Origin of the sequence: Pandoraea captiosa (genome assembly GCF_902459775.1) — a bacterium.
Classification (GTDB): Bacteria; Pseudomonadota; Gammaproteobacteria; order Burkholderiales; family Burkholderiaceae; genus Pandoraea; species Pandoraea captiosa.
Genome location: NZ_CABPSQ010000002.1, coordinates 478271 through 501031, shown reverse-complemented (window position 1 = coordinate 501031; position 22761 = coordinate 478271). Strand labels below are relative to the sequence as shown.

The window sequence follows — 22761 nt, the reverse complement described above, 5'->3', positions numbered from 1 at the left end:
AGGACAGCGACCGGCATTGCCGTGAAACGGCGTGCCATCTCGGCTAAGATTGTCGGCCTGCGGGTGACAATGACGGCATGTGTCCGTCCGTTGTCACCCGTCAACTTCTCAAGACGGGATCTTGTCGATGGACCTGCTCGACGACATGCGCATTTTCGTCACGGCCGTGGACGCCATGAGCTTTACCGGCGCGGCGGCGAAACTCGGACTGTCCAAGCAGTTCGTCAGTCGCCGCATCTCGTCACTGGAGCAGTCGCTGGGCGCTCGCCTGTTGTTGCGCACGACGCGGCGGCTGTCGGTGACCGACCTCGGGCGTGTCTATTACGAGCGCGCCAGACGCATTCTCGAAGACGTCGAAGCCGCGAACCTCGCCGTGAGCAGTCAGGGCGAGCGCCCGCGCGGCAATCTGCGTGTGTCCGCGCCGATGTCCTTCGGCACGATGTTTCTCAGTTCGGTGATTCCGTCGTTTCTCACCACATATCCGGACGTCAGCATCGAACTGGAATTGAACGATCGTACCGTCGACATCATCGGTGAAGGCTACGACGTGGCGGTACGCATCGGGGCGCTGGCCGATTCGTCGTTGATCGCACGCACGATCGCGCCGATGCGAATGGTCACCTGCGCGAGCCCCCGCTATCTGGAAACGCACGGTGTGCCGCAAACGCCCGAGGACCTGCGCGATCACACGCTGCTCCCGTACGGCCACAGCCAGCGCGTGAGCTGGCATTACGCGCGTGACGGGCAACCACTGGAGATTCCGGTCACCGGGCGGCTTCGCGTGAACAACGGTGAACTGGCGCGCGACGCCGCCGTGGCGGGACTCGGGGTGACCTGGCTGCCGGTGTTCATCCTGGCGCCAGCCCTGCTGGGCGGACGTCTGGTGACGGTGCTCGACGACTTCGAGCCTGCGCCCTCGTCGATATATGTCGTCTACCCGCAGCATCGTCAGGCATCGCTCGTGATTCGGGCCTTCTCGGATTTTCTGGCGTCGGCGTGCAGCGTGGCGGGCACCCAGTGGTGACGCGCCGCAGCGTGACATCGCAGGAAGGTTGTCCCGGCCCACGGGAATGCGGGTGATTCCGGCTGGTTTCGGGGAAATTCGGACCGTATTTACGGCACACGGGGAAGAAATCGGGGCGCCGATAGCGAAGCGATCGCCCGTCAGACTTGACCATCCATAGCCCGGACGGGGATACTTGACAGGTTAAAAACCCAGCTTTTGCACGCCGATGACCACGATTCTGCAACATATCCCCACGGGACAACGGGTCGGCATCGCCTTTTCGGGCGGTCTCGACACCAGCGCTGCGCTGCTTTGGATGCGCCAGAAGGGCGCGATTCCTTACGCATACACGGCCAATCTGGGTCAGCCGGACGAACCTGACTACGAAGAGATCCCGCGCCGTGCCATGGGCTATGGCGCCGAGAACGCCCGCCTGATCGACTGCCGTGCGCAACTCGTGGCAGAAGGTATCGCCGCCCTGCAATCGGGCGCGTTCCACATCTCGACCGCCGGCGTCACGTACTTCAACACCACCCCGATCGGCCGCGCCGTCACCGGCACGATGCTCGTCGCTGCCATGAAGGAAGATGGCGTCAATATCTGGGGCGATGGCAGCACGTACAAGGGCAATGACATCGAGCGTTTCTACCGCTACGGTCTGCTCACGAACCCGGGCCTGCAAATCTACAAGCCGTGGCTGGATCAGACGTTCATCGACGAACTCGGTGGCCGCAAGGAAATGTCGGAATTCCTGATCGCCAACGGTTTCGATTACAAGATGTCGGTCGAGAAGGCCTATTCGACGGACTCGAACATGCTTGGCGCCACGCACGAAGCCAAGGACCTGGAACACCTGAATTCGGGTATCAAGATCGTTCAGCCGATCATGGGCGTCCCGTTCTGGCGCGATGACTGCGCCATCAAGGCCGAGGAAGTCACCGTGCGCTTCGAAGAAGGCCAGCCGGTCGCCCTCAACGGCAAGACGTTCGCCAACGCCGTCGAGCTGTTCGAAGAAGCCAACCGCATCGGTGGCCGCCACGGTCTGGGCATGAGCGATCAGATCGAGAACCGCATTATCGAAGCCAAGAGCCGCGGCATCTACGAAGCCCCGGGCCTCGCACTGCTGTTCATCGCTTACGAGCGTCTCGTCACCGGCATCCACAACGAAGACACCATCGAGCAGTACCGTGAGAACGGCCGCCGCCTCGGTCGTCTGCTGTATCAGGGCCGCTGGTTCGACCCGCAGGCCATCATGCTGCGCGAGACGGCACAACGCTGGGTGGCACGCGCCGTGACCGGTGAAGTGACCATCGAACTGCGTCGCGGCAACGACTATTCGCTGCTCAACACGACGTCGCCGAACCTGACGTACAAGCCGGAACGTCTCACGATGGAAAAGGGCGACTCGGTCTTCACGCCGCTCGACCGTATCGGTCAGCTCACGATGCGCACGCTCGACATCGTCGACACGCGCGAGAAACTGATGACGTATGCCAAGGCCGGTCTGCTGACCTCGACGAGCGACGACGCTCTGCCGCAGCTCGAAGGCAAGAAGGACTAAGTCGGCCATCCGAGGCTTCGCACCTCCCGGCGAGGTGCGAAGCGCCCGTGTTGTCCGCTGCAACAGGCGGCGCGCCCCGAAAGGAGCGCGCCGCCTTTGTTTTTGGCCTGTCACGGATGACGCGATAAGATATCGCCACAACGATGCGTCAACGATGCTTCAAGAACGGCTCAACGATGCATCAACGACGCCTCATCGATATCTGAAGAGACGCCGCAAATAGCGGTGAAAAATTAGGCCGCATTCCAAATTAGTCCAAACCCTCCCGCATTCGGGGTGTGTGTTATGCCCGGTCGCCGGGGAACGCGCATGCGATGGAGACTCTGCGTTGGTACGTCTGATTCTGTTGTTGCTCGGCGTGAACTACTTGCGTCGCCGGGCCCGCGCGCTGATCTGGATCGGCGCGATTTTCTTCGCGTTCGGTCTGGCGCTGATCGTCGACGCGCTCGATGGCGTGGTGCACTTCCCACTCAAGGTCTTCGCGTGGCTGCTGCTGCTCGAAGGACTCGCCACGCTGGCCATCGCCACGATCGGCGTGGGCGGACAGCGACTCGTGCGCGGGCTCAAGGGCGGCACCTTCGCGGTCGCGGCACTGCTCGTGCTGCTGTTCGATCAGCACAACGGCAACTTCTGGCTCTCGATGCTGTTCGGCACGCTGTTCCTCGCCGACGGCCTGCTGCAATGCGTGGCGGCCTACGTGGTGCGCTATCCGCGCTGGATATGGGCCATGGTCGGGGGACTGTTGGAGATCGGCGTCGCGGTGTTCTTCTATCAACCGTATCCCACGCACTACAAGGGCACCTTGCCCTATGCCATCGGCCTGGGTCTCGTCTTCACGGGGTGGAATGTGCTGGTGCTCGCCATGCGCGCGCGACGCATGCGTGGCGACTTCCGTGTCGAACAGATTCTGGGCAGCCCGGAGGACAAGCGCCGCCTGTGGCGCGAACGTCCCCGTGCTCCGCGCTGGGACGGCCCGCCTGCCGACTCAGAACCCGCACTGACGGTCCACGTCTGGACGCCTTCGGGTTCGGCCAAGGCGCCGGCACGCCGGCATCCCGTGATCGATCGCTACATCGCCGCTGTCGACAAGAATGGCGTGATCTCGACCGGTCATGCGGCGCTGGAAAGCCACGAAGGCGTGTATGTGAGTCTTTACCCAGCCAAGGAAATCGACCGTTCGCCGGATCAGTTCGGCCAGCTTCTGCGAGCCACACGCGAGAACGACGTGCCCGGCACGTTCCAGCCCGACTACGCTACCGAGTCGAAGGCGTGGTGCCCGTCCACGGTCAAAGTGCGCATTCGCAACTACAGCCCGCAACAATTGGCCGCTTTCTGGCAGACGTACCAGCAGGACGCGACGTATAACCTCACGCACCGCAACTGCTCGAGCAGTGTGGCCAAGGCACTCGAAGCCGCGATCGAGGGGCGTGTGGGGCAACTGCCGAACGGCGTGGATGCCGGTTGGTGGACTTTCGTGCGGTTGTGGCTGACACCGGAGCTGTGGGTCGCCGCACAACTTCGCAAGCGTGCCAAGACCATGGCGTGGACGCCCGGCCTGGTCCTCGATTACGCCCGCGCCGTGAGCATGCTGGTCGATCCGCGTCCCTTCGGATGGATCACGATGTCGTCGCTGGCGTTGCGCCGCATGCGCCGCTCGCGTCGCGCGTGGCGCGAGGCCGAACAGGCCGCCGCCGCTCAGGCGCAGGGTAATCAGCCATCGCACGGTTGACGCCCGTCTGGGTAAGATCAGGCAAGATGGTGGCGACGCTTCGGGACGTATCGATTCGGCACGAATGCGTCACCCCCAGGGCGACGGCATAACGTCACCCGTATTGGCCCCGCAACAGCAGCAGGCATCCGGGCAACGCGAGAGCGCTGCCTGCCCGAGCTTCAAGAGCATTCCCAATACGAGGACAGTCCAACATGTTCAACCGCCTCTGGCGCTACGTGAGCGCCGCCCTGTTCGCCAGTCTGGTCATCGGCCGCGCTGCTCACGCGGTCACCGCCGACACCGCGCCCGTCACCATTCCGCACGGCGCCATGGTCGAGCGCCAGCCGCTCAGGGCGGATTACGGACTGGCCGAAGCCGGCGAGCAGTTCCATATCCGGTACAGCTCGATCGACGGTGTCGGCGGCATCGAAGCCCGCGAAGATACGGGCGCTGTCTTCCTGCCCAAAGGGCCGACGCCGCCCGGCGGCTGGCCTGTGGTCCTCTGGGCCCATGGCACGGTCGGCATCGCGAGCGCATGCGCGCCGTCGCTCAACGTGCGCAGCCCGCGTGACATTCAGTATCTCGACACCTGGCTCTCGCTGGGATTTGCGGTCGTGGCGCCCGACTACGCCGGGCTCGGATCGCCGGGGCTGCACCACTATCTGAACGCCCGCGCCGAAGCGTATAGCGTGCTCGACAGTCTGCTGGCCGCGCGTAGCGCCTTCCCGTTACAGAATCGCGTGGTGCTCGTGGGCCAATCACAAGGCGCACATGCGGCCTTCGCCGCCGCGGGCTATCAGCCGCAGTACGCACCGGACGTCAAAGTCGTGGCCACCGTGCTGACCGGAACCCCGTACTTCAACGCGCGCACGTCGGCCGGCACCCTGTTCGCGAGCCAGCCGGACCCGGGCGCGCCGGACCCCAAGATCCCGTATGTCATGTACATGTTCCTGTCGGCCGCCGACCGCGATCCGTCGTTGAACCCGGCGAAGTACTTCTCGCCGCAGGCGCTGCCGGTGCTCAACGAAGCCCGCACGCTATGCATCGACACGCTGACCGATCACTCCACGGCCGCCGGACTCAATGCAGGCAACAGCGTGCAGCCGGGCATTCAGAAACTGCTCGATAGCCAGACGCCATCGCTGCGCTACCCCACGCTGCGAGTCAGGCATCCGGTCTTCATCGGCATGGGTTCGGAGGACATCGACGTGCCGCTCATCATGCAACAGGCTTTCGCTCAGGACGTTACGAAAGCCGGGACGAAGACGCTCGTGCGCGTATACAAGGGGCTGGACCACGATGCCACGGTCAATCCCTCGCTGCGCGACTCCGTGCCGTTCGTGCTTGACCTGATGTCGACGAAAAAGCGTGCGCGCGCACAATAACTAGAGGATTGATTCGAGATTAGAGCTGGGAGCGGAGGAGAGTCTCTTGGCGCAAGGAAATAACCCATTGATTTCGTTCGGTTTATTTTCCGTTGCATGAACGCAACATGCGGACACTTACGTAAAAATACATATGGTGCATCGCAACACGGCGTCCTATACTGAACTCGTCTCCTCCATGTCTCCTCCTGATATGGATTAAGCCCGCAACGCGCGGGCTTTCTTTTTTTCTGCGGTCAGTCCTGCGGTCAGTCAATTGCCGCAGCGCAGGCATCCGTCGGCGTTGCCAGCACGCCCCCCACCCCCGGAATGATCTTCAGCCCTGCCGAAGCCACCCGGCACGGTGCCGCAAGCAATCCACACCCCGCCACCGACGTCACGAACGGCAGAATCGCAAACACGGCCCACCAGCGACGCCAATGGCGCGGCGCAGGCGTCGAGACGGACGGCTCGCGTTCGGCCTTGCCAGAGTGCGCCCGCGGGTCATGTTCATCAGTCGGCGCAGCGTTAGCGGCGTGCATAGTGGCGCGTGTGGTGGCGTGCGTGGTGGCGATGGCCTTGCCGCGCATCGTGGAGAGCGTGTTCATTGGGGGGCGTCCTGAATAGCGCTGGAGAGAGCTGAGATGGTCTGAGGTGGGTTGAATCGGTCCGGGGACAAAAGTCCCGGAAAGTCGGCGCGCAACGGATCCGACGCATCGCGGGTTACGTGTTTCAGTGTGTAGCCATCGGGCGGGGTCGCCTATGGACCTCGCTGGCGCTCAAACGTTTCCGTTTGCCGGACCCACTCGCGTCGTCATATCGGTTCGTCTGCCTCTCTCGAGTGCCTTAGCGCGGCACGGTGAGACCGACCGACTTCGCAAGGGGGGTCGGCGAAATGCCCGACACGCCACGGAACGGTTCGTCGAGATTCACGATCAGTGCGATCACCATGCCGATCGCCCCCATGTGAATGGCGATGATGAAGTTACTTTTCCATGACCCCGGATAGCGGCCATTCATTGCCATCGCCGCGAGCATGAAAAGTGAGATAACCCACCAGAAGACACCGGGCACCGTCTTCGTCGAGTTCTCGAAGCGTCCCTGACGCGCCTCCTCAAGACGATCGAGCAGGGTGCGAATCGAACTGGCGCTGTCTTCATGACGCGCCACGACTCGTCGCGTCGCACTCACAAACGCCGTAAGCGCTGCTTCGGTCTTGGGCGACAAATCCGGATCCGCAGTACTCAACGTCTTCCATTCGTCGGTGACGGCCGATGTCACATAACCGCGCAGTAATACGCGTGCCGCCTGTGCGTCGTCGTCGCCAACCGCCTTTAGTTCGCGATCGAGTCGTCGCACGACCGAGGCCTCATGCAGCGCCTGATCGTCGGCATGACCGAGATTGGCGCGCACGTCGGTCAACACGTGAGCCAGCACGAAAACGATAAAGGCGAGCAGGCTGCCGTGGACCACGTCCGCCACCGTGCCCCGCATTTCCGAGGGATCCTCCAGCCGGTCGAACAACGAGACGCGCGCCAGCCAGGCGACGAAAACGGCGAGCACCGCCGTCCCGAGCGCCATGCAGACGAGCAACACGCCCGTCGGCAGCAACGTCATCTGATCCACCAGCCACTGCATGCCTGTCTCCCTGCGTTCGTCGTCGATGCGACTGTCGGCAATTGCCACACCTATCGCATCTATTGCGCCTGCCGCGCTTGCCTCACTCCTTGCGGATATCGCAACGAGCCGCAATCCTGTGCGCCCCCTCTGAATCCGTCTACGCCTTCGCGCCGTTCTCGGCGGCGCACATGCCATGTCTCGCCGCCGATGCGGCGACTATACCTGATGCATAAAAGACGGCAACTTTAGAAAATTTCCGGGCCTGACAGCGGAAACGTGACGAAAGATTTCGTGCCCACCCCGGCAGTCAGAGCGCCTTGGTAAGCAATACGGTCGTAAAGCCGCTGTCCCACGCATCATCGGGGTATGTCGCCACCTCGGCATAACCATTGCGAACGTAGAACGCGCGGCTTTGCGCGTTGAACGTGTCGGTCTCCAGACGCGCGAGACAATGGCCGCCCGCGCGCATCTGCGCTTCGGCGTGGGTGAGCAGCAACACCCCGATGCCCTGGCGTTGGCGCGACGGCGAAACATGCAGCGCGTCGATGAAGTCGCCGATGACGTGCACCATGCCGACGACCTCGTCTTCGAACGCGACGTTGCATTCGGCTGCGGTCTCGCGCGGAGTGTCGCCTGTTAGCTCGCCTGTTAGCTCGCCTGATGTTTCGCCTGATGTGTCGCCTGATGTGTCGCCTGATGTGTCGCCTGAGGACCGGCTTGAAAGCTCACTTGCGAACGTCCGCGATACCGCAACAGTGAACTCACGCCAGTGCGCAAGCACGTATGCGCGCGTCCGCTCGCCCGAGGCGAACGTTGCGGCAACTTCGGGGCGCAGCATTGGCGCCCACGTTGTGTGATACGTCTGCATGAGAAGCGCCGTCACCGCATCGACATCCGATAGGCGCGTCATGCGCAGCGCGATTTCAGGACCACGCATTGCGAAGCTTCCTTGCCACATCGATATGCACCGTGACGTCTCCCACCGGCCCGCGCGGTGCATCATCCTCGCGCGGTTTCGGAAAAATGTCGTACAGCGGCAACATCGTGTCCGGGACAAAGCGGCTACGCGTGCCATACACGTGTCGGTCGCCCATGCCGGTTTGCTGATGCACATAGAAGCGCTGCGGCACGATCAGTTGCAACGACTCCTTCGCACGCGTCATGGCGACGTACAGCAACCGCCGCTCCTCCTCGATATCCTCGTCATCCCCGGTGCTCATGTCGGAGGGAATGCACCCGTCGACAACATTGAGCACGTACACCGAATGCCACTCCTGCCCCTTCGCGCTGTGAATCGTCGACAGGATGAGGTAATCCTCGTCGAGCAACGGTGGCCCGGACTGGGCGCTGGTCGCGTCCGGGGGATCGAGCGTGAGTTCGGTCAGGAATTGCTCGCGCGAACCGTAGGTGTTTGCAATCCGTGCGAGTTGTTCGAGATCGGCTTGCCGCACGGCGGCGTCATCGAAGCGTTGCGCGAGCAGCGGCGAATACCAGCGCAGTGCAAGATCGACGTCTGCCGGCCACGCCAGACGCGTATCGTGCAACACCATGAAGACCTCGACAAACGCGCGCCACGCCGTCGTGGCAGCCGCGGGCGGTTTGAACTCAGCCAGCACCTGGGCCGGCGTTGCAGATTGCGCCATCGCGTCGAGCAGCCGTGTGGCGCTCACCGGGCCGATGCCCGGAATCAACTGTGCGACGCGAAACCCCGACAGGCGGCTCGCCGGGTTGTGCGCCCAGCGCAGAATCGACAACATGTCCTTCACATGGGCCGCTTCGAGAAACTTCAGCCCACCGAACTTCACAAATGGAATATTGCGCCGCGTGAGTTCGAGCTCCAGCGCGGCGCTATGGCTGCCGGTACGAAACAACACCGCCTGCTGCGTGAGCCGGGTGCCCGTCTCGCGCTGCGCCAGCACCTGATCGGCGACCCAGCGCGCCTGCCCCGATTCATCGCTCACGTTCACGAGTTGCGGCAGACGTGACGATTGCCGGTCCGTCCACAGCGCCTTGGCGTAGCGCTCGCTCGACTCGGCGATGACGGCATTGGACGCATCGAGAATCGGTTGTGTCGAACGATAGTTGCGCTCCAGCGTGACCACATGCGCCGGCTCGGCGAACTGCCCGGGAAAGTCGAGGATGTTGCGGATCGTCGCTGCACGAAAGGCGTAAATCGATTGCGCGTCGTCCCCCACCACCGTCAGGCCCCGCCCTTGCGGCTTCATCGACAGCAGAATCTGCGCCTGCAAGCGATTCGTATCCTGATATTCGTCGACGAGCACATGGTCGAAACGCGCGTCGAGTTCGCGCGCAAGTTCCGACGCCCCCATCGTCTCGGCCCAGTACAAGAGCAGATCGTCGTAATCGAGCACGTGTTGCGCCTGCTTGGCGTCGACATATGCGCCGAAGAGCTGCTTGAGCTGGCCTTCCCACTGCGCGCACCATGGAAAGTGCTTCGCCAGGACGTCTCCCAGCGGCGCCTGACTGTTCACTACGCGCGAATAGATGGACAGACAAGTGCCCTTGAGCGGAAATCGCGACTGCGTGGCCGAAAACCCCAGGTCGTGACGCACCAGCCCAAGCAGATCTTCGGCATCGCTGCGGTCATGAATGGTGAACGCCTCCGACAGGCCAATGCGCGGCGCAAAGTCGCGCAACAATCGTGCGCCGATCGCGTGAAACGTTCCCGCCCACGGCAGCGACGGCGGCTGCGTCGATGAGAGCCCCAGCACCTTTTGCAGCACTGCGCCCACACGTCGCTCCATCTCGCTCGCCGCACGACGCGAGAACGTGAGAAGCAGAATGCGGTTCGGATCGGCGCCGCGCACGATCAGGTTGGCGACGCGGTGGGCGAGCGTACTCGTCTTACCTGACCCCGCCCCGGCAATGACGAGCAGCGGGCCGCCCGGCGCGCCGTCGTCGCCCACGCCATAGTCGACCGCTTCGCGCTGGCGGTCATTCAGTTCGGCCCATGGGTCGCGGGCAGTAGCGGACGGCTGTTCGGACATGCGAGTTAGCGAAAGAACCACGAAAATACGCACACAAGCGAACGAAACGCATCGCTTGTGTACGAGGACGCTTTAAGAGTACTGTATATTTATACATTATAACGATGGGTTTGACGCCCATCGAGCTTCCCGCGAATTTAAGACGAGTCCTCGGTGCGCCGCTTGTTCACTTTTCTCCATTCCGGCCCCTGATGACGCTCTGATGACACCTTAATGACGATTCGCATCGGTACATCGTCCTGGACCGATCCCACGCTTATCGCGTGCGGACGGTTCTATCCGCCCGGCGTCGACACGCCGCAGGCGCGCCTGCGGCATTACGCATCGACGTTCGATCTGGTGGAGGTCGACAGCAGCTATTACCGGCTGCCCGATGCCGCCGTCGCATGGCGATGGACACAACGCACGCCCCCGTCGTTTCGCTTCCACATCAAGGCGTTTCGCGCCTTCACCGGCCACGCCACACCGCTGAATGCGTTTCCGAACGACATCGCGCGGGCGCTGGGGGCAAGGGCGTTGGACGACTCGGAGGATGTCCCTGCGACGCAAGGCGTTCAAATCGCGGCCAGCGACATTCCCGCCGAGTTGCGAGACGAGTTGTGGCGCCGCTATCTGAGCGCCGTCGAACCGCTGCGCCAGAGCGGACAACTGAGTGCGATTCATTTTCAGTTTTCGCCGCGCATACAAAACGATCCGGCCGGGCGCGCCCTGGTCTTCGAGACGGCGCGGAGACTGGACGGCGAGCGCCACGTCGTGGAATTTCGCCATCGCAGCTGGTTCGATAGCCCTTCACGCGAGACCGCCACGCTGGCGATGCTTCGCGAGACGGGCGCGGCGCACACCATCGTCGACAGCCCGGTGGGATTCGACAATACGGTGCCCGCCGTGTGGGCGACCACACGCGACGATCTTTGCGTGGTACGCCTGCATGGACGCAACGCCGCCGCATGGAATCGCCGGGGAATCACGGCGTCGTCGGGTCGCTTCGTCTACGAGTACAGCGCGAGCGAGCTGATCGACATCTCGGCACGGGTCGAACGCATCGCCGCGCTCGCCGATGACACGCACGTGCTCTTCAATACCAACCACGAAGACCAGGGTATGAAAAACGCCTCGGCGTTTCAGCGGGCACTGGCCGATCTGGCGCGCCTCGGACGTTAGGCGAGACGCCCGGTCTCAAGCAGACATCCCGCTACACGACGCGGTCACTCACAACGAGTGACATTTTCCCGCCGAAACTCAGACAAAAAGCCGAACCGCATCGGCCAATTCCGATAAATCGGCCACTTGCCGTTTTCCCGCCATTCCCGCCTCTAAAATCGGCCTGAGATTCACGGAGAACGGCATGGTCGCAGACAGGGAATATATCGAACGCGTGCGAGGGTACGGATGGAAGGATGTCGACGGATTATGGCGCGACGTCAAGCAATGCTCGACACCGGGTTGGGACGCAGGCAAGGCGCTGGAATATCTCGTGCTCAAGGGATTCGAGCTCAGTGGTGCGACAGTGAAGTGGCCATATCGCGTCGACTTTCTCGATACGAAAAATGTGGAGCAAATCGATGGCGTCGTTTATGTCGCAAACATCGCTGCAATGATCGAATGCAAAGATTATTCGACACCCTGCCGCCCGTGCGAAACGCAAGATGACGCATGGCCCCATCGCCAAATTGCAGGGGCAACTGGCTCGACGTCCATCCTCACTCATTGGCTGCCTGTTCACTTCTGGAGGGCTAAGCGAATCCGCTCGCACGCTGGTGAATTTCACGAAGCCCGCCACGATTCTTTGCTGGACGGGGAAAGACATCGACGACTGCGTGCGCCGAAAGGACTTCGCCGAAACCCTTCAGCGTAAGCTTCGCGCCTGCATGGAAGGCGCTGCGCATTTCGACAACCATACTCCTCATGAGGCACAAGACTCATGCTGAAACGCTGCATCGTTTGCCCATCCAACGATAGTGCAAAACTCCTGCGGGCCTGGCTGCCCCGACACATCGTCACTTCGTCCAAGTTCTATGTCAGTGACAGTCAATCGCTCGCTGCCAGCAATGCTCAAGCGCTGCTTGGGAGTTGCCCCGCACAACTTCTTTTGATTCGCAACGCCTACACCTACCACGAGGAAACGATTCTGGACCTGGAAGGCGAGTCGGAAGACGCGCTGTCGTTGTACTCGTCGTCGCGACGTTTTGAAGTCGAAGTGGTTGCACCCGCGTTGGAATCGATGCTGTTCGAAACACCGAAAATCTTCGAAGCTGTCTTTCGCGAAATGGCGACTCAGCGGCTTCATTTGATTGGATTTTATGAACCCGACCGAGCGATCAGAGAGGCAGGGTTGACCATGAGAGAAATTGTCGCCTCCGCCGATGAGGTCACCCGGGATTTGATGCGAGAGACATCGATCGCACAGAGAATATTGGCGCGCATTGCGAAACTTGACGCCAAGCCCTTCACATACGTCGACGGCGAGGACCATGCATGGCACAGTCGCTCGCCGCCGTTCACTGCCGGGCAGTAGAATTGAAAATCGTTACTTCTTCGCGTCCTTCACAGCCTTCTCGATACGCGCACCGACGTCGGGGTCAATCTGCTTCCAGTAGTCGAACGCGCGCTCCAGCACCGGACTGCGCACGCCGCCGAGCAGCGCCCCGGACACGGTTTCGACAAGACGCGCTCGCGATGCATCGTCGAACACGTTGCGAACGAGATCGCCCGGTTGCGAGAAGTCGTCGTCGTCCTTGTGCAGCGTATAGGCGCTACGAACCATGTCGCCATCCGATTCCCAGCCGTCTTCGGCCGCACCGGTCTGGTCGGCATACGGCCGTCCGGCGCTGTTCGGCACGTACACCGGCGCGTTGCCCGTGTGCTCGAACGTCATGTGGCCGTCGAACATGTAGGTGTTCACCGGTACCTTCGGACGATTCACCGGCAGCTGATGGAAGTTCGTGCCGATACGGTTGCGCTGTGCGTCGTTATAGGCAAACGCGCGGCCAAGCAGCATCTTGTCCGGCGACAGGCCAATGCCCGGCACCGTGTTGCCCGGGGAGAACGCAGCCTGCTCGATTTGCGCAAAGAAGTTCTCCGGATTCCGGTTGAGCGTCATCTTGCCCACCTTGATCAGCGGATAGTCCTTGTGCGACCACGTTTTGGTCAGATCGAACGGATTGAAGCGGTACTGCTTCGCTTGCGCGTACGGCATGACCTGAACGGACAGGATCCAGCTCGGATGCTCGCCACGCGCGATGGCGTCGAACAGGTCGCGACGATGGAAGTCGGCATCCTGACCGGACATCGTGGCCGCTTCGGCATTGGAGAAGAACGCCATGCCCTGCTGGGTGTGGAAGTGATACTTGACCCAGAATTTCTCACCCTGCGCGTTCACCCACATGTAGGTGTGCGAACCATAGCCGTTCATGTGGCGCCAGGTGCGCGGCAAACCGCGGTCGCCCATCAGATACGTGACCTGGTGCGCCGACTCCGGATTGTTTGTCCAGAAGTCCCACTGCATGTGGTTGTCGCGCAGCCCCGAATCCGGCAGACGCTTCTGGCTACGGATGAAGTGCGGGAACTTCATCGGGTCACGCACGAAGAAAACGGGGGTGTTGTTGCCGACGAGATCGTAGTTGCCTTCGTCGGTATAGAACTTGAGCGAGAAACCTCGCACGTCGCGCCAGGTATCCGGACTGCCGGCTTCGCCCGCGACCGTGGAGAAACGCGCGAGCATGTCAACTTTGGCGCCCTTCCTGAACAGGGAAGCCTTGGTGAAGCGGCTCACATCTTCGGTGGTTTCAAAAATGCCGAAGGCACCTGCACCCTTGGCGTGGGGTTGACGCTCGGGGACCTTCTCCCGATTGAAGTGCGCCATCTGCTCGAGGAAGTGAACGTCGTGCAACAGAAGCGGCCCGTCTGCGCCGACCGACAGCGTGTTCCGGTCGCTTGCCGCCGGTGCACCTGCACCGGTCGTTGAACCAGTGCCCGGACGTTCGTTCTCTTTGCTCATACATACCTCCGACAAGAAGGTGGGTGGGGAGAGGGAGAGAATAGGAGTCAGCGATGCCGCAAGTGGTTCAAAGCATAATACAAGTCGATGAAATGCATCCACCGGCATATGGCGCGCTGAATATCCGTCAACTTGCGAACGACCTGCCGCGACGCGCCCGAACCGCTTGGCGCAATGTGGCACGAGCATTGGTAATGCGTATCGATATGGGTATGGACGTGGGTGCGGATGCGAGGACTGCTACGGATCGTAGCGCACGTACTGACAGGAGGGGCGGCGACAGGTACGGTCACTGACGCTGCGGCGCACCATCCAGAGCGACTGCGATGACTGGGCGACGACGAGACTAAGCGACAACGAGACCCAGCGGAAACGACAGACCGACGACGACCAGGCGAAAACGATCAACCGACGATGACCAACAGGAGGTTGCCGAGCGCCTCAGGCGCGAGACGCTCGGCCCTGGCCGCCTTGCGTCCTATACTCAAGACCCCAAGACATGAAGACATCAAGACGGTCAGGCGGCCAGCGCGCGACACTGACCCACCACGCGCTCGAAGCATGCGATCGCAAAGTCGACGGAGGCCTCGGAGGTGAAGCGTCCGAGACTCACACGTACCGTACGGCCTGCGGCCTCGCTGTCGAGCCCGATCGCACTCAGCACATGTGACGGTTGCCCCGAAGCCGAATTGCATGCCGACGTGGACGATACCGCCAGGTTGCCGTTGAGCATGAACGTGAAGAAGCCCGGATGTCCGATGGTCAGGCTCAGCGTATGCGGAATGCGTCGCGCATCCGCCGCGTTGTGCACCACGCCGTCGAGCACCCGCACCCCGTCGAGCAGACGACGGCTCAGCCGGGCAATGCGTTCGTTGTCGGTCGTCATGTGCTGGCGGGCCAACTCGCAAGCCGTTCCCATCCCCACGATCTGATGTGTCGCCAACGTGCCGGAACGCAGTCCGCGCTCGTGACCACCACCATGCATCTGCGGGGCGATGCGCGCCATCACGTCCTTGTTCACGTACAACGCACCGATACCCTTCGGGCCATAAACCTTGTGCGCCGACATCGACAGCATGTCGATGCCCATGGCCTTCACGTCGATGGGGGTCTTGCCCAGCGCCTGCGCAGCATCCACATGCAGCAGCGCGCCCGCTTCATGCACGACTTTGGCGATGGCCGCGACGTCGGTCAGCGTGCCAAGTTCGTTATTGACGAGCATGACCGACACCAGCCCGGTGTCGGGACGCAGCGCCGCCGCGACGGCGTCCGCCGTGATCTCTCCCGTGGCCGAAGGCTTCAGGTACGTGACCGGCGCGCCTCGCTTTTCCAGATACGCCATGGTGTCGAGAATCGCCTTGTGCTCAAGAACGCTCGTCATCAGATGCGCACGTGCCTGCCCCAGCTCTGCGTACCCCTTGAGCGCAAGGTTGTTGGACTCGGTAGCGCCGGACGTCCAGACGATTTCCGCGGCATCGGCACCGATGAGCGCAGCAACCTGCGAACGCGAGCGCTCCACGAGACGACGGGCGCTCACCCCGGCCGGGTGCGAACTGGACGCCGGGTTCCCGAACACGCCGTCGACACCGAGACACTCGGCCATGGCCGCGATCACCTCGGCATCCGCCGGTGTCGTTGCTGCGTAATCGAAATAGTGAAGTGTGTCGCTCTCGCGCATGATCGTCCCCCGCCCAAAAAATTGTGCATCGATCGTACGCGCCGAAACTGAGAAAAGGCTTGCAGAATCACCCGCAATAAACGCATTTCATAGAAAATTCATCCAGATATCACGGCACTGCGGGAAATTTCATCCAAGCCGTCCGCCGACTGGGTCACATATCCTCATGCGGCGGGAATCGAACGGTAACCGCCAACCCGCCGCCAGCGGCTTCGTCGAGCGTCACCTGCGCGTGATGCTTGCGCGCGATTTCCTTGACGATGGCCAGCCCAAGGCCCGAGCCATCGGCGGACTGGGTACTCGTGCGGCTTTGCTCGCTACGATAAAAGCGCTCGAACACCGCGTCGCGCTCGTTCGCCGGAATGCCGGGGCCGTCGTCGAGGACCTGAAGCACCGGCACCCCGCCGTCGAGCCGTGTCCGCACGGTGATGACCGCGCCATCGCCGGCGTAACGAATGGCGTTGTCGATCAGGTTGCCGCATAGTTCGGCAAGCAACTCGCGCTGCGCGACCACTTGCACCGGTCCATCCTGCTCGAATCCGAGATCGATGTGCCGCGCGCGCGCGACCGGCGACCAGTCGAGCGTTACGCTCCGAGCCACTTCGTCCAGTCGCAACGGCACCATCGCCACGGGTGGCCCACCCTCCGCCTCAAGGCGAGACAACGACAGCAACTGCCGCACGCTTTTCCCCGCCTGCTTCACCGCCTGGTTGAGCCGCTCGACACGTTCGCGCGCCTGAGCGCTCAACGACTCGCGCAGCGTCAGTTCCGACTCCGCCTGGATGATGGCCAGTGGCGTCTTCAACTGATGCGCCGCATCGGCGAAGAAGCGCTGACGGGAGGCCTGCATCCGCCCGACGCGTCCCACGTATTGATTGATGGACTCGACCAGCGGTTTGACTTCGGTGGGCAGATCGACGTTATCGAGCGGAGTCGTATCGTCTTCGCCCCGCGCAGCCACCTTGGCGGACAGGCGATTGAGCGGACGCAGACCGCGCGTGACCCCAAGCCACACGATGGCAAGGGCAAGCACCACCAGCAACACCTCCTGCTGAAGCGCCCCGGTGAGGATCTGGCGGGCGAGTTCGTGCCGTGCCTCGGTCGTCTCGCCGACCACGATCCAAACGACACGCGTCCGGGCGTTCGGCACGTCGTGCACCGGCAGTTGCAGCGCGCCCATGCGCAGCGTCTCACCCCGATATTCGGCGTCGTAAAACGCAGTGTGATAAGGCTCCGGCCTGAGTCGGCCGGGCGGCAACGGAAGGTCGTGATACCCCGTCACCGCGCGTCCGTCGTTGCCGCCGCCCTGCGCGCCGTCGCCACCTTCACGGATTACGTAGTAGATTTTGCCGCCACGATCCGACTCGAACATTTCCAGTGCGAGATACGGCAGATTGACCTGGACTTCGTCATCAATGAGCTGCGTGCCTTCTCGGATCGACTTGATCGAGAACTCCAGCGAACGATCGAACGCCGAGTTGGCCGCGCTCATCGCACGCTGATAGGTGAGCCACGTGTCGAGTGCGAGCAATCCGAGCAAGGGGAACAGCAGCCAGAGCGCGAGTTGACGTCGGAGATTCGGTTGCGGCATACGTGGCGAGATAGCGAGGCTTGAATGACGAAGGTGTGGCAAAGGCGTCCGAGTCGCGGCTCAGGCATGGCTGAGGCACAGCTAAGGCGCTGCAAAATCGCTGCAACGGCGCTTCAGGCAGAACGCGTGACATCGACGGGCGCACGACGCGTCGCCCGGATCACCCTCCGGGCGGTGCAACGTCCGCTTTCTCCTCGAGCAGATAACCGAGCCCGCGCAGCGTGACGATCGCGACACGGCTACCTTCGAGCTTCTTGCGCAGGCGGTGGACGTAGATTTCGATGGCGTCCGGGCTGACAGACTCGTCGATACCGAACAGCTTCTCCGAGAGCGCTTCCTTGTTGATGGCGCGCCCGCCCCGCAAGATCAAGACTTCGAGCACGGCGCGCTCGCGTTTGGTCAGGGCCAGCAATTCGCCATCGAGCCGAAAGCTGCGCTCCACGCCGTCGAACACCAGCGGACCGCACACCACGTCGGCGCTCTCATGATGTTGCGATCGACGAATCAACGCACGGGCGCGCGCCTCCAGCTCATCGAGTTCGAACGGTTTGGAAAGATAATCGTCGGCCCCGAGATTGAGGCCCTTCACGCGATCTTCCAGTGAGCCGTGTGCCGTGAGAATCAGCACCGGCACGCGGTTGCGCCGCGCGCGCAATCTGCGCAGGATCTCGAGACCATCGAGCCGTGGCAGTCCGAGATCGAGAATCACGAGCGAGTACTCCTGCGTGCGCAATACATGGTCGGCCGCTTCGCCGTCATGCATGCAGTCGACGGCAAAGTTCGCCTGCGTCAACGCCTCGGACAGCGATTTGGCCAGGCTCGGGTTGTCTTCGACAAGCAGAATGCGCATGAGTGCAGGAATGACAGGAGACGGAAAAGCACCCTCACGGCGCCGATGCCTCCGATTCCGGCCATGCGTCACGCATCGAACGATTGATGTCACGCATGACGACACTAGGGAAATCCATGACCCCAAAAATAGGCGTCAGGCGGGATTCGACAGGAAATCGAAAGCGAATTGAAAGTTTCGGCAAATTAACATGCGCCACGCGAAAACGACAAATCCCTCTCAAGGGATCCTCCGGAGGATGACATGAAGCAAACGACAACGCGCGGCGCCGTGATGGCCACGACCACGGCCGCGTCCATCGCGCTCTCGCTCCTGGCAACGGTTGCCGCCGTGCCCGCAGCGCATGCACAGGTGCCGGCCGGCTATCCGGCGAATTACCAGACGACCATCGACGCCGCGAAAAAGGAAGGCAAGCTGATCGTGTACTCGGTGACCGACACCGCGCTCGTGCGTCCGCTCATCAAGGATTTCGAGTCGATGTACGGCGTCAAGGTCGAGTACAACGACATGAACAGCACCGAGCTGTACAACCGCTACATCAGCGAATACGCCGCGAACAGCACCAGCGCCGATGTGCTCTGGAGCTCGGCCATGGACCTCCAGGTCAAGCTGGTGAACGACGGCACGATGGCCAGCTACGAGTCGCCGGAGGCCGCACACATTCCCCAATGGGCGCAGTACCAGAAGCAGGCTTACGGCACGACGTACGAGCCTCTCGCGATCGTCTACAACAAGCGCCTGCTGCCCGCGAACGAAGTGCCGCAAACGCGCATGGAGCTCATCAAGCTGTTGCAGGCGAACCCGGCCAGATTCAAAGGCAAGGTCACGACGTACGACATCGAAAAATCCGGCGTAGGTTTCAACTACCTGACGCAGGATGCCCGCGTGAACCCGGAAGTCACGTGGGAACTGGTCGGCGCGATCGGCGCCCTCAACCCCAAGCTGCAATCCAGCACGGGCGCGATGATGGAGCGCATCTCGTCTGGCGAAAACCTGATCGGCTACAACATCCTGGGCTCGTACGCGTTCGCCAAGGCGAAGAAGGATCCGTCCATCGGCTACGTCTACCCGCGCGATTACACGCAGGTGGTGAGCCGTCTCGTGACGATCTCGAAGAAGGCGAAGAGCCCGAACGCCGCGAAGCTCTGGATCGATTACCTGCTCTCCAAGCGCGGCCAGACGTTGCTCGCCAATCAGGCCAACCTGTTCTCGATCCGTGCCGACGTGGACGGCGAGACGTCGATGGCCGGCCTGACGCAACAACTCGGCTCGGCACTCAAGCCGATTCCGATCGGCGCAGGTCTGCTCGTCTATCTGGATCAGTCCAAGCGTCTCGAATTCCTCAAGCGCTGGCAGCAGTCGATCAAGCGTTGATCCCACGGTAATCGGGCTTCGCCCCGAACCTCCACGCCCTGGACCGGCGGCAGTACCCGGCATCAGTCGCCGGGACGTGCCGCCTCTCCCCTGGCCTTTCTCGATATGCACCCTGCGGGGTGCAGGGAGACCCTCATGCTGTCGTCTTCTACCGCCCACCGCGCTGCGGCATCAAGCGGGCGTTTGCCTGCGAGCGGCGCCCCCCATGTGGCGCCTGCCTGGCGTGCGCTGGCCGCCACCTCGCGCTGGCTCGTCATCGCCGTGCTGACGATCGCGGTGCTGCTGCCGCTGTCGTTCATCGTGCTGCAAAGCGTGCTCTCCGCGCCGTTTTTCGACGCCGGCCGCACGTTCGGCATCGACGGCTATCGCTTCATCTTCACCGACCCCGACTTCTGGTCGGCCGTGAAGAACTCATTCATCATCGCGTTCGGGATGCTGTTCATCTCGATCCCGTTCGGCGGCATTCTCGCGTTTCTGATGGTCCGCACCGACTTGCCCGGTCGCCGCTGGCTCGAACCGCTGCTGCTCACGCCGGTGTTCGTCTCGCCGATGGTGCTGGCGTTCGGCTACGTGGTGGCCGCCGGCCCCGTGGGCTTCTATTCGGTGTGGTTCCGAGAACTCACGGGTCTCGACGCCCCATGGTCGGTGTACTCCGTGCTCGCCATCACCCTCATCGTCGGCCTCACGCATGTGCCGCACGTCTACCTGTACTCGTCGGCGGCGTTGCGCAATCTCGGGTCCGACGTCGAGGAAGCCGCGCGCGTCGCCGGTGCCCGCCCGTTCCGGGTGGCACTCGACGTCAGCCTGCCGATGACCATGCCCGCCCTGCTCTTCGCCGGCGTGCTCGTATTTTTCCTCGGCTTCGAAGTCTTCGGCCTGCCCCTCGTGCTGGGCGACCCCGAAGGCCACCTCGTGCTCGCCACGTATCTCTACAAGCTGACCAACAAGCTCGGTGTGCCGTCGTATCACCTCATGGCCGCCGTCGCGATGTGCATCGTTGCGATCACGTTTCCGCTCGTGCTGTTGCAACGTCATCTGCTCAAGCGCGCCAACAAGTTCGTCACGGTCAAGGGCAAGGCGGGACGTCAGACAGTGCTGCCGCTGGGCGCGTGGCGTTGGGTAGCGCTGGCCATCGTCGCCGCGTGGCTGATCGTGACGGTCTTCGTGCCCATCTCGGGCATCGTGCTGCGCTCGTTCGTCACGCATTGGGGCGAAGGCGTGGCCCTTGCCGACGTGCTCACGATCGGGAACTTCACCGAGCTATTCGAGCAGGACAACCTCGTACGCGCCATTCTCAACACGCTGGGCATCGGCGTGATCGGCGGTGCACTGGCCGTGGGGTTTTACTCGCTCGTGGCCTTCGCCGGCCATCGCCGCAACGACTGGGCCGCCAGGCTGCTCGACTACCTCGTGCTGCTGCCGCGCGCCGTGCCGGGGTTGCTGGCCGGTCTCGCCTTCCTGTGGATCTTCCTCTTCGTGCCGGGGCTGCGCGAGATGAAGAACTCGATGTGGAGCATCTGGGTGGCCTACACGGTGGTGTGGCTCGCCTACGGTATGCGCCTCATCCAAAGCGCTCTGCTGCAAGTCGGCCCCGAACTGGAAGAAGCGGGGCGCAGTGTCGGCGCCACGCGCAGCCGCGTGAGCCTCGATGTCACGCTGCCGCTCGTGCGCTTCGGTCTGCTCGCCGCGTGGCTGCTGATTTTCATGATCTTCGAGCGCGAATATTCGACCGCCGTCTACCTGCTGTCGCCCGGCACGGAAGTCATCGGCTCGCTGCTCGTGTCGCTGTGGGCGACCGGCGCGGTCGATCAGGTCGCCGCGCTCTCTGTCATCAACATCGCGATGGTCGGCGCCGGTCTGGGCGTGGCGTTGCGCTTCGGAGTCAAATTGCATGGATAAGCTCGTCGTCGACAATCTCTTCCTGAGCTACGGCGCCAACCCGATCCTCAAGGGTGTGTCGTTCGAACTCAAGGCCGGTGAAGTCGTGTGTCTGCTCGGGGCTTCGGGCAGCGGCAAAACCACGCTGCTGCGCGCCGTGGCCGGTCTTGAACAACCGTCCGCCGGACGCATTGCGCTCGACGATCAGGTCTTCTTCGACGGCGCCGGGCACATCGACTGCCCGGTCGAACAGCGTTCGCTGGGGCTCGTTTTCCAGTCGTACGCCCTGTGGCCGCATCGCACCGTCGCGGACAACGTGGGTTACGGTTTGAAGCTGCGTAAGGTGGGCGCGGCCGAGCGGCGTGAGCGTGTGCAGAACGCGCTCGACCAGCTCGGTCTCGGCCATCTCGCCGAGCGCTTCCCGTTTCAGCTCTCCGGCGGTCAGCAGCAGCGCGTGGCGATTGCCCGCGCGCTGGTCTACAACCCGCCGGTCATCCTGCTCGACGAACCGCTCTCGAACCTGGATGCAAAGCTGCGCGAAGAAGCGCGTGCCTGGCTGCGCGAACTGATCGTCTCGCTGGGGCTCTCGGCGCTGTGCGTGACACACGATCAGACCGAAGCGATGGCGATGTCGGATCGCATTCTGCTGCTGCGCAACGGTCGCATCGAGCAGGAGGGCACGCCGGCCGAACTCTATGGCTCGCCGCGCTCGCTCTACACGGCGGAATTCATGGGCAGCAACAACCGGATCGACGCCACGGTGAGCGCCGTCGACGGCGACATCGTCACGCTCTCGGGCGAAGGCTTCGCGTTGCAGGCGCGCGCCCGCGACCCGCTTGCTCCCGGTCAGGACGCACAGGCCGTGATCCGTCTCGAACGGGTGCAGGTGGCCGATGGCCCGGGCCACAACCGCGTGAGCGCGCAACTCGTCACCTCGATGTATCTCGGTGATCGCTGGGAGTACCTCTTCCATTGCGGCGCGCTGCGCTTTCGTGCGTTCGGTCACGTACCGCGAGAGCCGGGCCATCACTGGGTGGAGTTTCCGGCCAACGACTGCTGGGCGTTCGCGCAATCGAACGCCTGAGGCGAGGGAACGCCCCTACACGGCCCCTACTCGGCCCCT

The 22761-nt window shown here is 62.7% G+C and carries 17 protein-coding genes and 1 pseudogene; 10 read left to right on the top strand and 8 right to left on the bottom strand.

Going from position 1 to position 22761, the window contains the following annotated elements; genetic code table 11:
* The first annotated feature begins 127 nt into the window (after positions 1-127).
* The 4 genes from PCA31118_RS07465 to PCA31118_RS07450 all read left to right on the top strand — a co-directional run bounded on the left by PCA31118_RS07465 (position 128) and on the right by PCA31118_RS07450 (position 5663).
* Positions 128-1024: a LysR family transcriptional regulator gene (locus tag PCA31118_RS07465; protein WP_150624449.1), complete on the top strand. Its 897-nt coding sequence runs from the start codon at positions 128-130 to the stop codon at positions 1022-1024.
* A 208-nt stretch (positions 1025-1232) separates the two neighbouring features.
* A complete protein-coding gene (gene argG / locus PCA31118_RS07460; RefSeq protein ID WP_150624447.1) occupies positions 1233-2567 on the top strand; it encodes an argininosuccinate synthase in 1335 nt (444 codons plus the stop codon).
* Positions 2568-2895: 328 nt separating this feature from the next.
* A complete protein-coding gene (locus PCA31118_RS07455) occupies positions 2896-4296 on the top strand; it encodes an HdeD family acid-resistance protein (protein WP_150624445.1) in 1401 nt (466 codons plus the stop codon).
* Positions 4297-4490: 194 nt separating this feature from the next.
* Positions 4491-5663, top strand: a complete 1173-nt coding sequence (locus PCA31118_RS07450; RefSeq protein ID WP_150624443.1) for an alpha/beta fold hydrolase — start codon at positions 4491-4493, stop codon at positions 5661-5663.
* A 248-nt stretch (positions 5664-5911) separates the two neighbouring features.
* Here the strand turns inward: PCA31118_RS07450 and PCA31118_RS27620 are convergent, their stop codons facing one another.
* The 4 genes from PCA31118_RS27620 to PCA31118_RS07430 form a co-directional block, all read right to left on the bottom strand.
* Complete coding sequence (locus PCA31118_RS27620; protein WP_425495337.1) at positions 5912-6064, bottom strand: DUF6726 family protein; 153 nt, start codon at positions 6062-6064, stop codon at positions 5912-5914.
* A gap of 424 nt (positions 6065-6488) precedes the next feature.
* The gene (locus tag PCA31118_RS07440) at positions 6489-7328 is read right to left on the bottom strand and encodes a bestrophin-like domain (RefSeq protein WP_150624439.1); all 840 of its coding nucleotides are present in this window, start codon (positions 7326-7328) and stop codon (positions 6489-6491) included.
* 241 nt (positions 7329-7569) lie between these two features.
* Positions 7570-8199 carry a GNAT family N-acetyltransferase gene (locus PCA31118_RS07435; protein ID WP_246190123.1) on the bottom strand — a complete coding sequence of 210 codons (630 nt, stop codon included), beginning with the start codon at positions 8197-8199 and terminating at the stop codon, positions 7570-7572.
* On the bottom strand, positions 8186-10270 hold the full coding sequence (locus PCA31118_RS07430; RefSeq protein ID WP_150624437.1) for an ATP-dependent helicase: 2085 nt from the start codon (positions 10268-10270) through the stop codon (positions 8186-8188). Before PCA31118_RS07430 ends, PCA31118_RS07435 begins: the two co-directional genes overlap by 14 nt.
* 213 nt (positions 10271-10483) lie before the next feature.
* On the opposite strand from PCA31118_RS07430, the gene PCA31118_RS07425 reads away from it, so the two are divergent.
* The 3 genes from PCA31118_RS07425 (at position 10484) to PCA31118_RS07415 (ending at position 12785) form a co-directional block, all read left to right on the top strand.
* The gene (locus PCA31118_RS07425; protein ID WP_150624435.1) at positions 10484-11431 is read left to right on the top strand and encodes a DUF72 domain-containing protein; all 948 of its coding nucleotides are present in this window, start codon (positions 10484-10486) and stop codon (positions 11429-11431) included.
* A 184-nt stretch (positions 11432-11615) separates the two neighbouring features.
* On the top strand, positions 11616-12125 hold the full coding sequence (locus PCA31118_RS07420) for a hypothetical protein (protein WP_150624433.1): 510 nt from the start codon (positions 11616-11618) through the stop codon (positions 12123-12125).
* A 66-nt stretch (positions 12126-12191) separates the two neighbouring features.
* Positions 12192-12785: a hypothetical protein gene (locus tag PCA31118_RS07415; protein ID WP_150624431.1), complete on the top strand. Its 594-nt coding sequence runs from the start codon at positions 12192-12194 to the stop codon at positions 12783-12785.
* A 12-nt stretch (positions 12786-12797) separates the two neighbouring features.
* Here PCA31118_RS07415 and PCA31118_RS07410 read toward each other — a convergent pair whose 3' ends face one another.
* From PCA31118_RS07410 to PCA31118_RS07395, 4 genes and pseudogenes are all read right to left on the bottom strand, one after another.
* Complete coding sequence (locus PCA31118_RS07410; RefSeq protein WP_150624429.1) at positions 12798-14267, bottom strand: catalase; 1470 nt, start codon at positions 14265-14267, stop codon at positions 12798-12800.
* A gap of 520 nt (positions 14268-14787) precedes the next feature.
* A pseudogene (locus PCA31118_RS07405) lies at positions 14788-15945 on the bottom strand (cysteine desulfurase family protein); the annotation flags it as partial.
* Between the two features lie 154 nt (positions 15946-16099).
* Complete coding sequence (locus PCA31118_RS07400) at positions 16100-17536, bottom strand: sensor histidine kinase (RefSeq protein ID WP_150624425.1); 1437 nt, start codon at positions 17534-17536, stop codon at positions 16100-16102.
* A gap of 160 nt (positions 17537-17696) precedes the next feature.
* Entirely contained in the window at positions 17697-18386 is a 690-nt protein-coding gene (locus PCA31118_RS07395; protein ID WP_150624423.1) for a response regulator, read from the bottom strand.
* A 273-nt stretch (positions 18387-18659) separates the two neighbouring features.
* Between PCA31118_RS07395 and PCA31118_RS07390 the strand changes: the two genes are divergently transcribed.
* The 3 genes from PCA31118_RS07390 (at position 18660) to PCA31118_RS07380 (ending at position 22722) form a co-directional block, all read left to right on the top strand.
* Positions 18660-19760, top strand: coding sequence for an ABC transporter substrate-binding protein (locus PCA31118_RS07390; RefSeq protein WP_425495336.1), 1101 nt, complete (start codon positions 18660-18662; stop codon positions 19758-19760).
* A 135-nt stretch (positions 19761-19895) separates the two neighbouring features.
* Complete coding sequence (locus PCA31118_RS07385) at positions 19896-21659, top strand: ABC transporter permease (RefSeq protein WP_150624419.1); 1764 nt, start codon at positions 19896-19898, stop codon at positions 21657-21659.
* Positions 21652-22722, top strand: a complete 1071-nt coding sequence (locus tag PCA31118_RS07380) for an ABC transporter ATP-binding protein (RefSeq protein WP_150624417.1) — start codon at positions 21652-21654, stop codon at positions 22720-22722. The genes PCA31118_RS07385 and PCA31118_RS07380 overlap by 8 nt, the downstream gene beginning before the upstream one ends.
* The last annotated feature ends 39 nt before the right edge of the window (positions 22723-22761 follow it).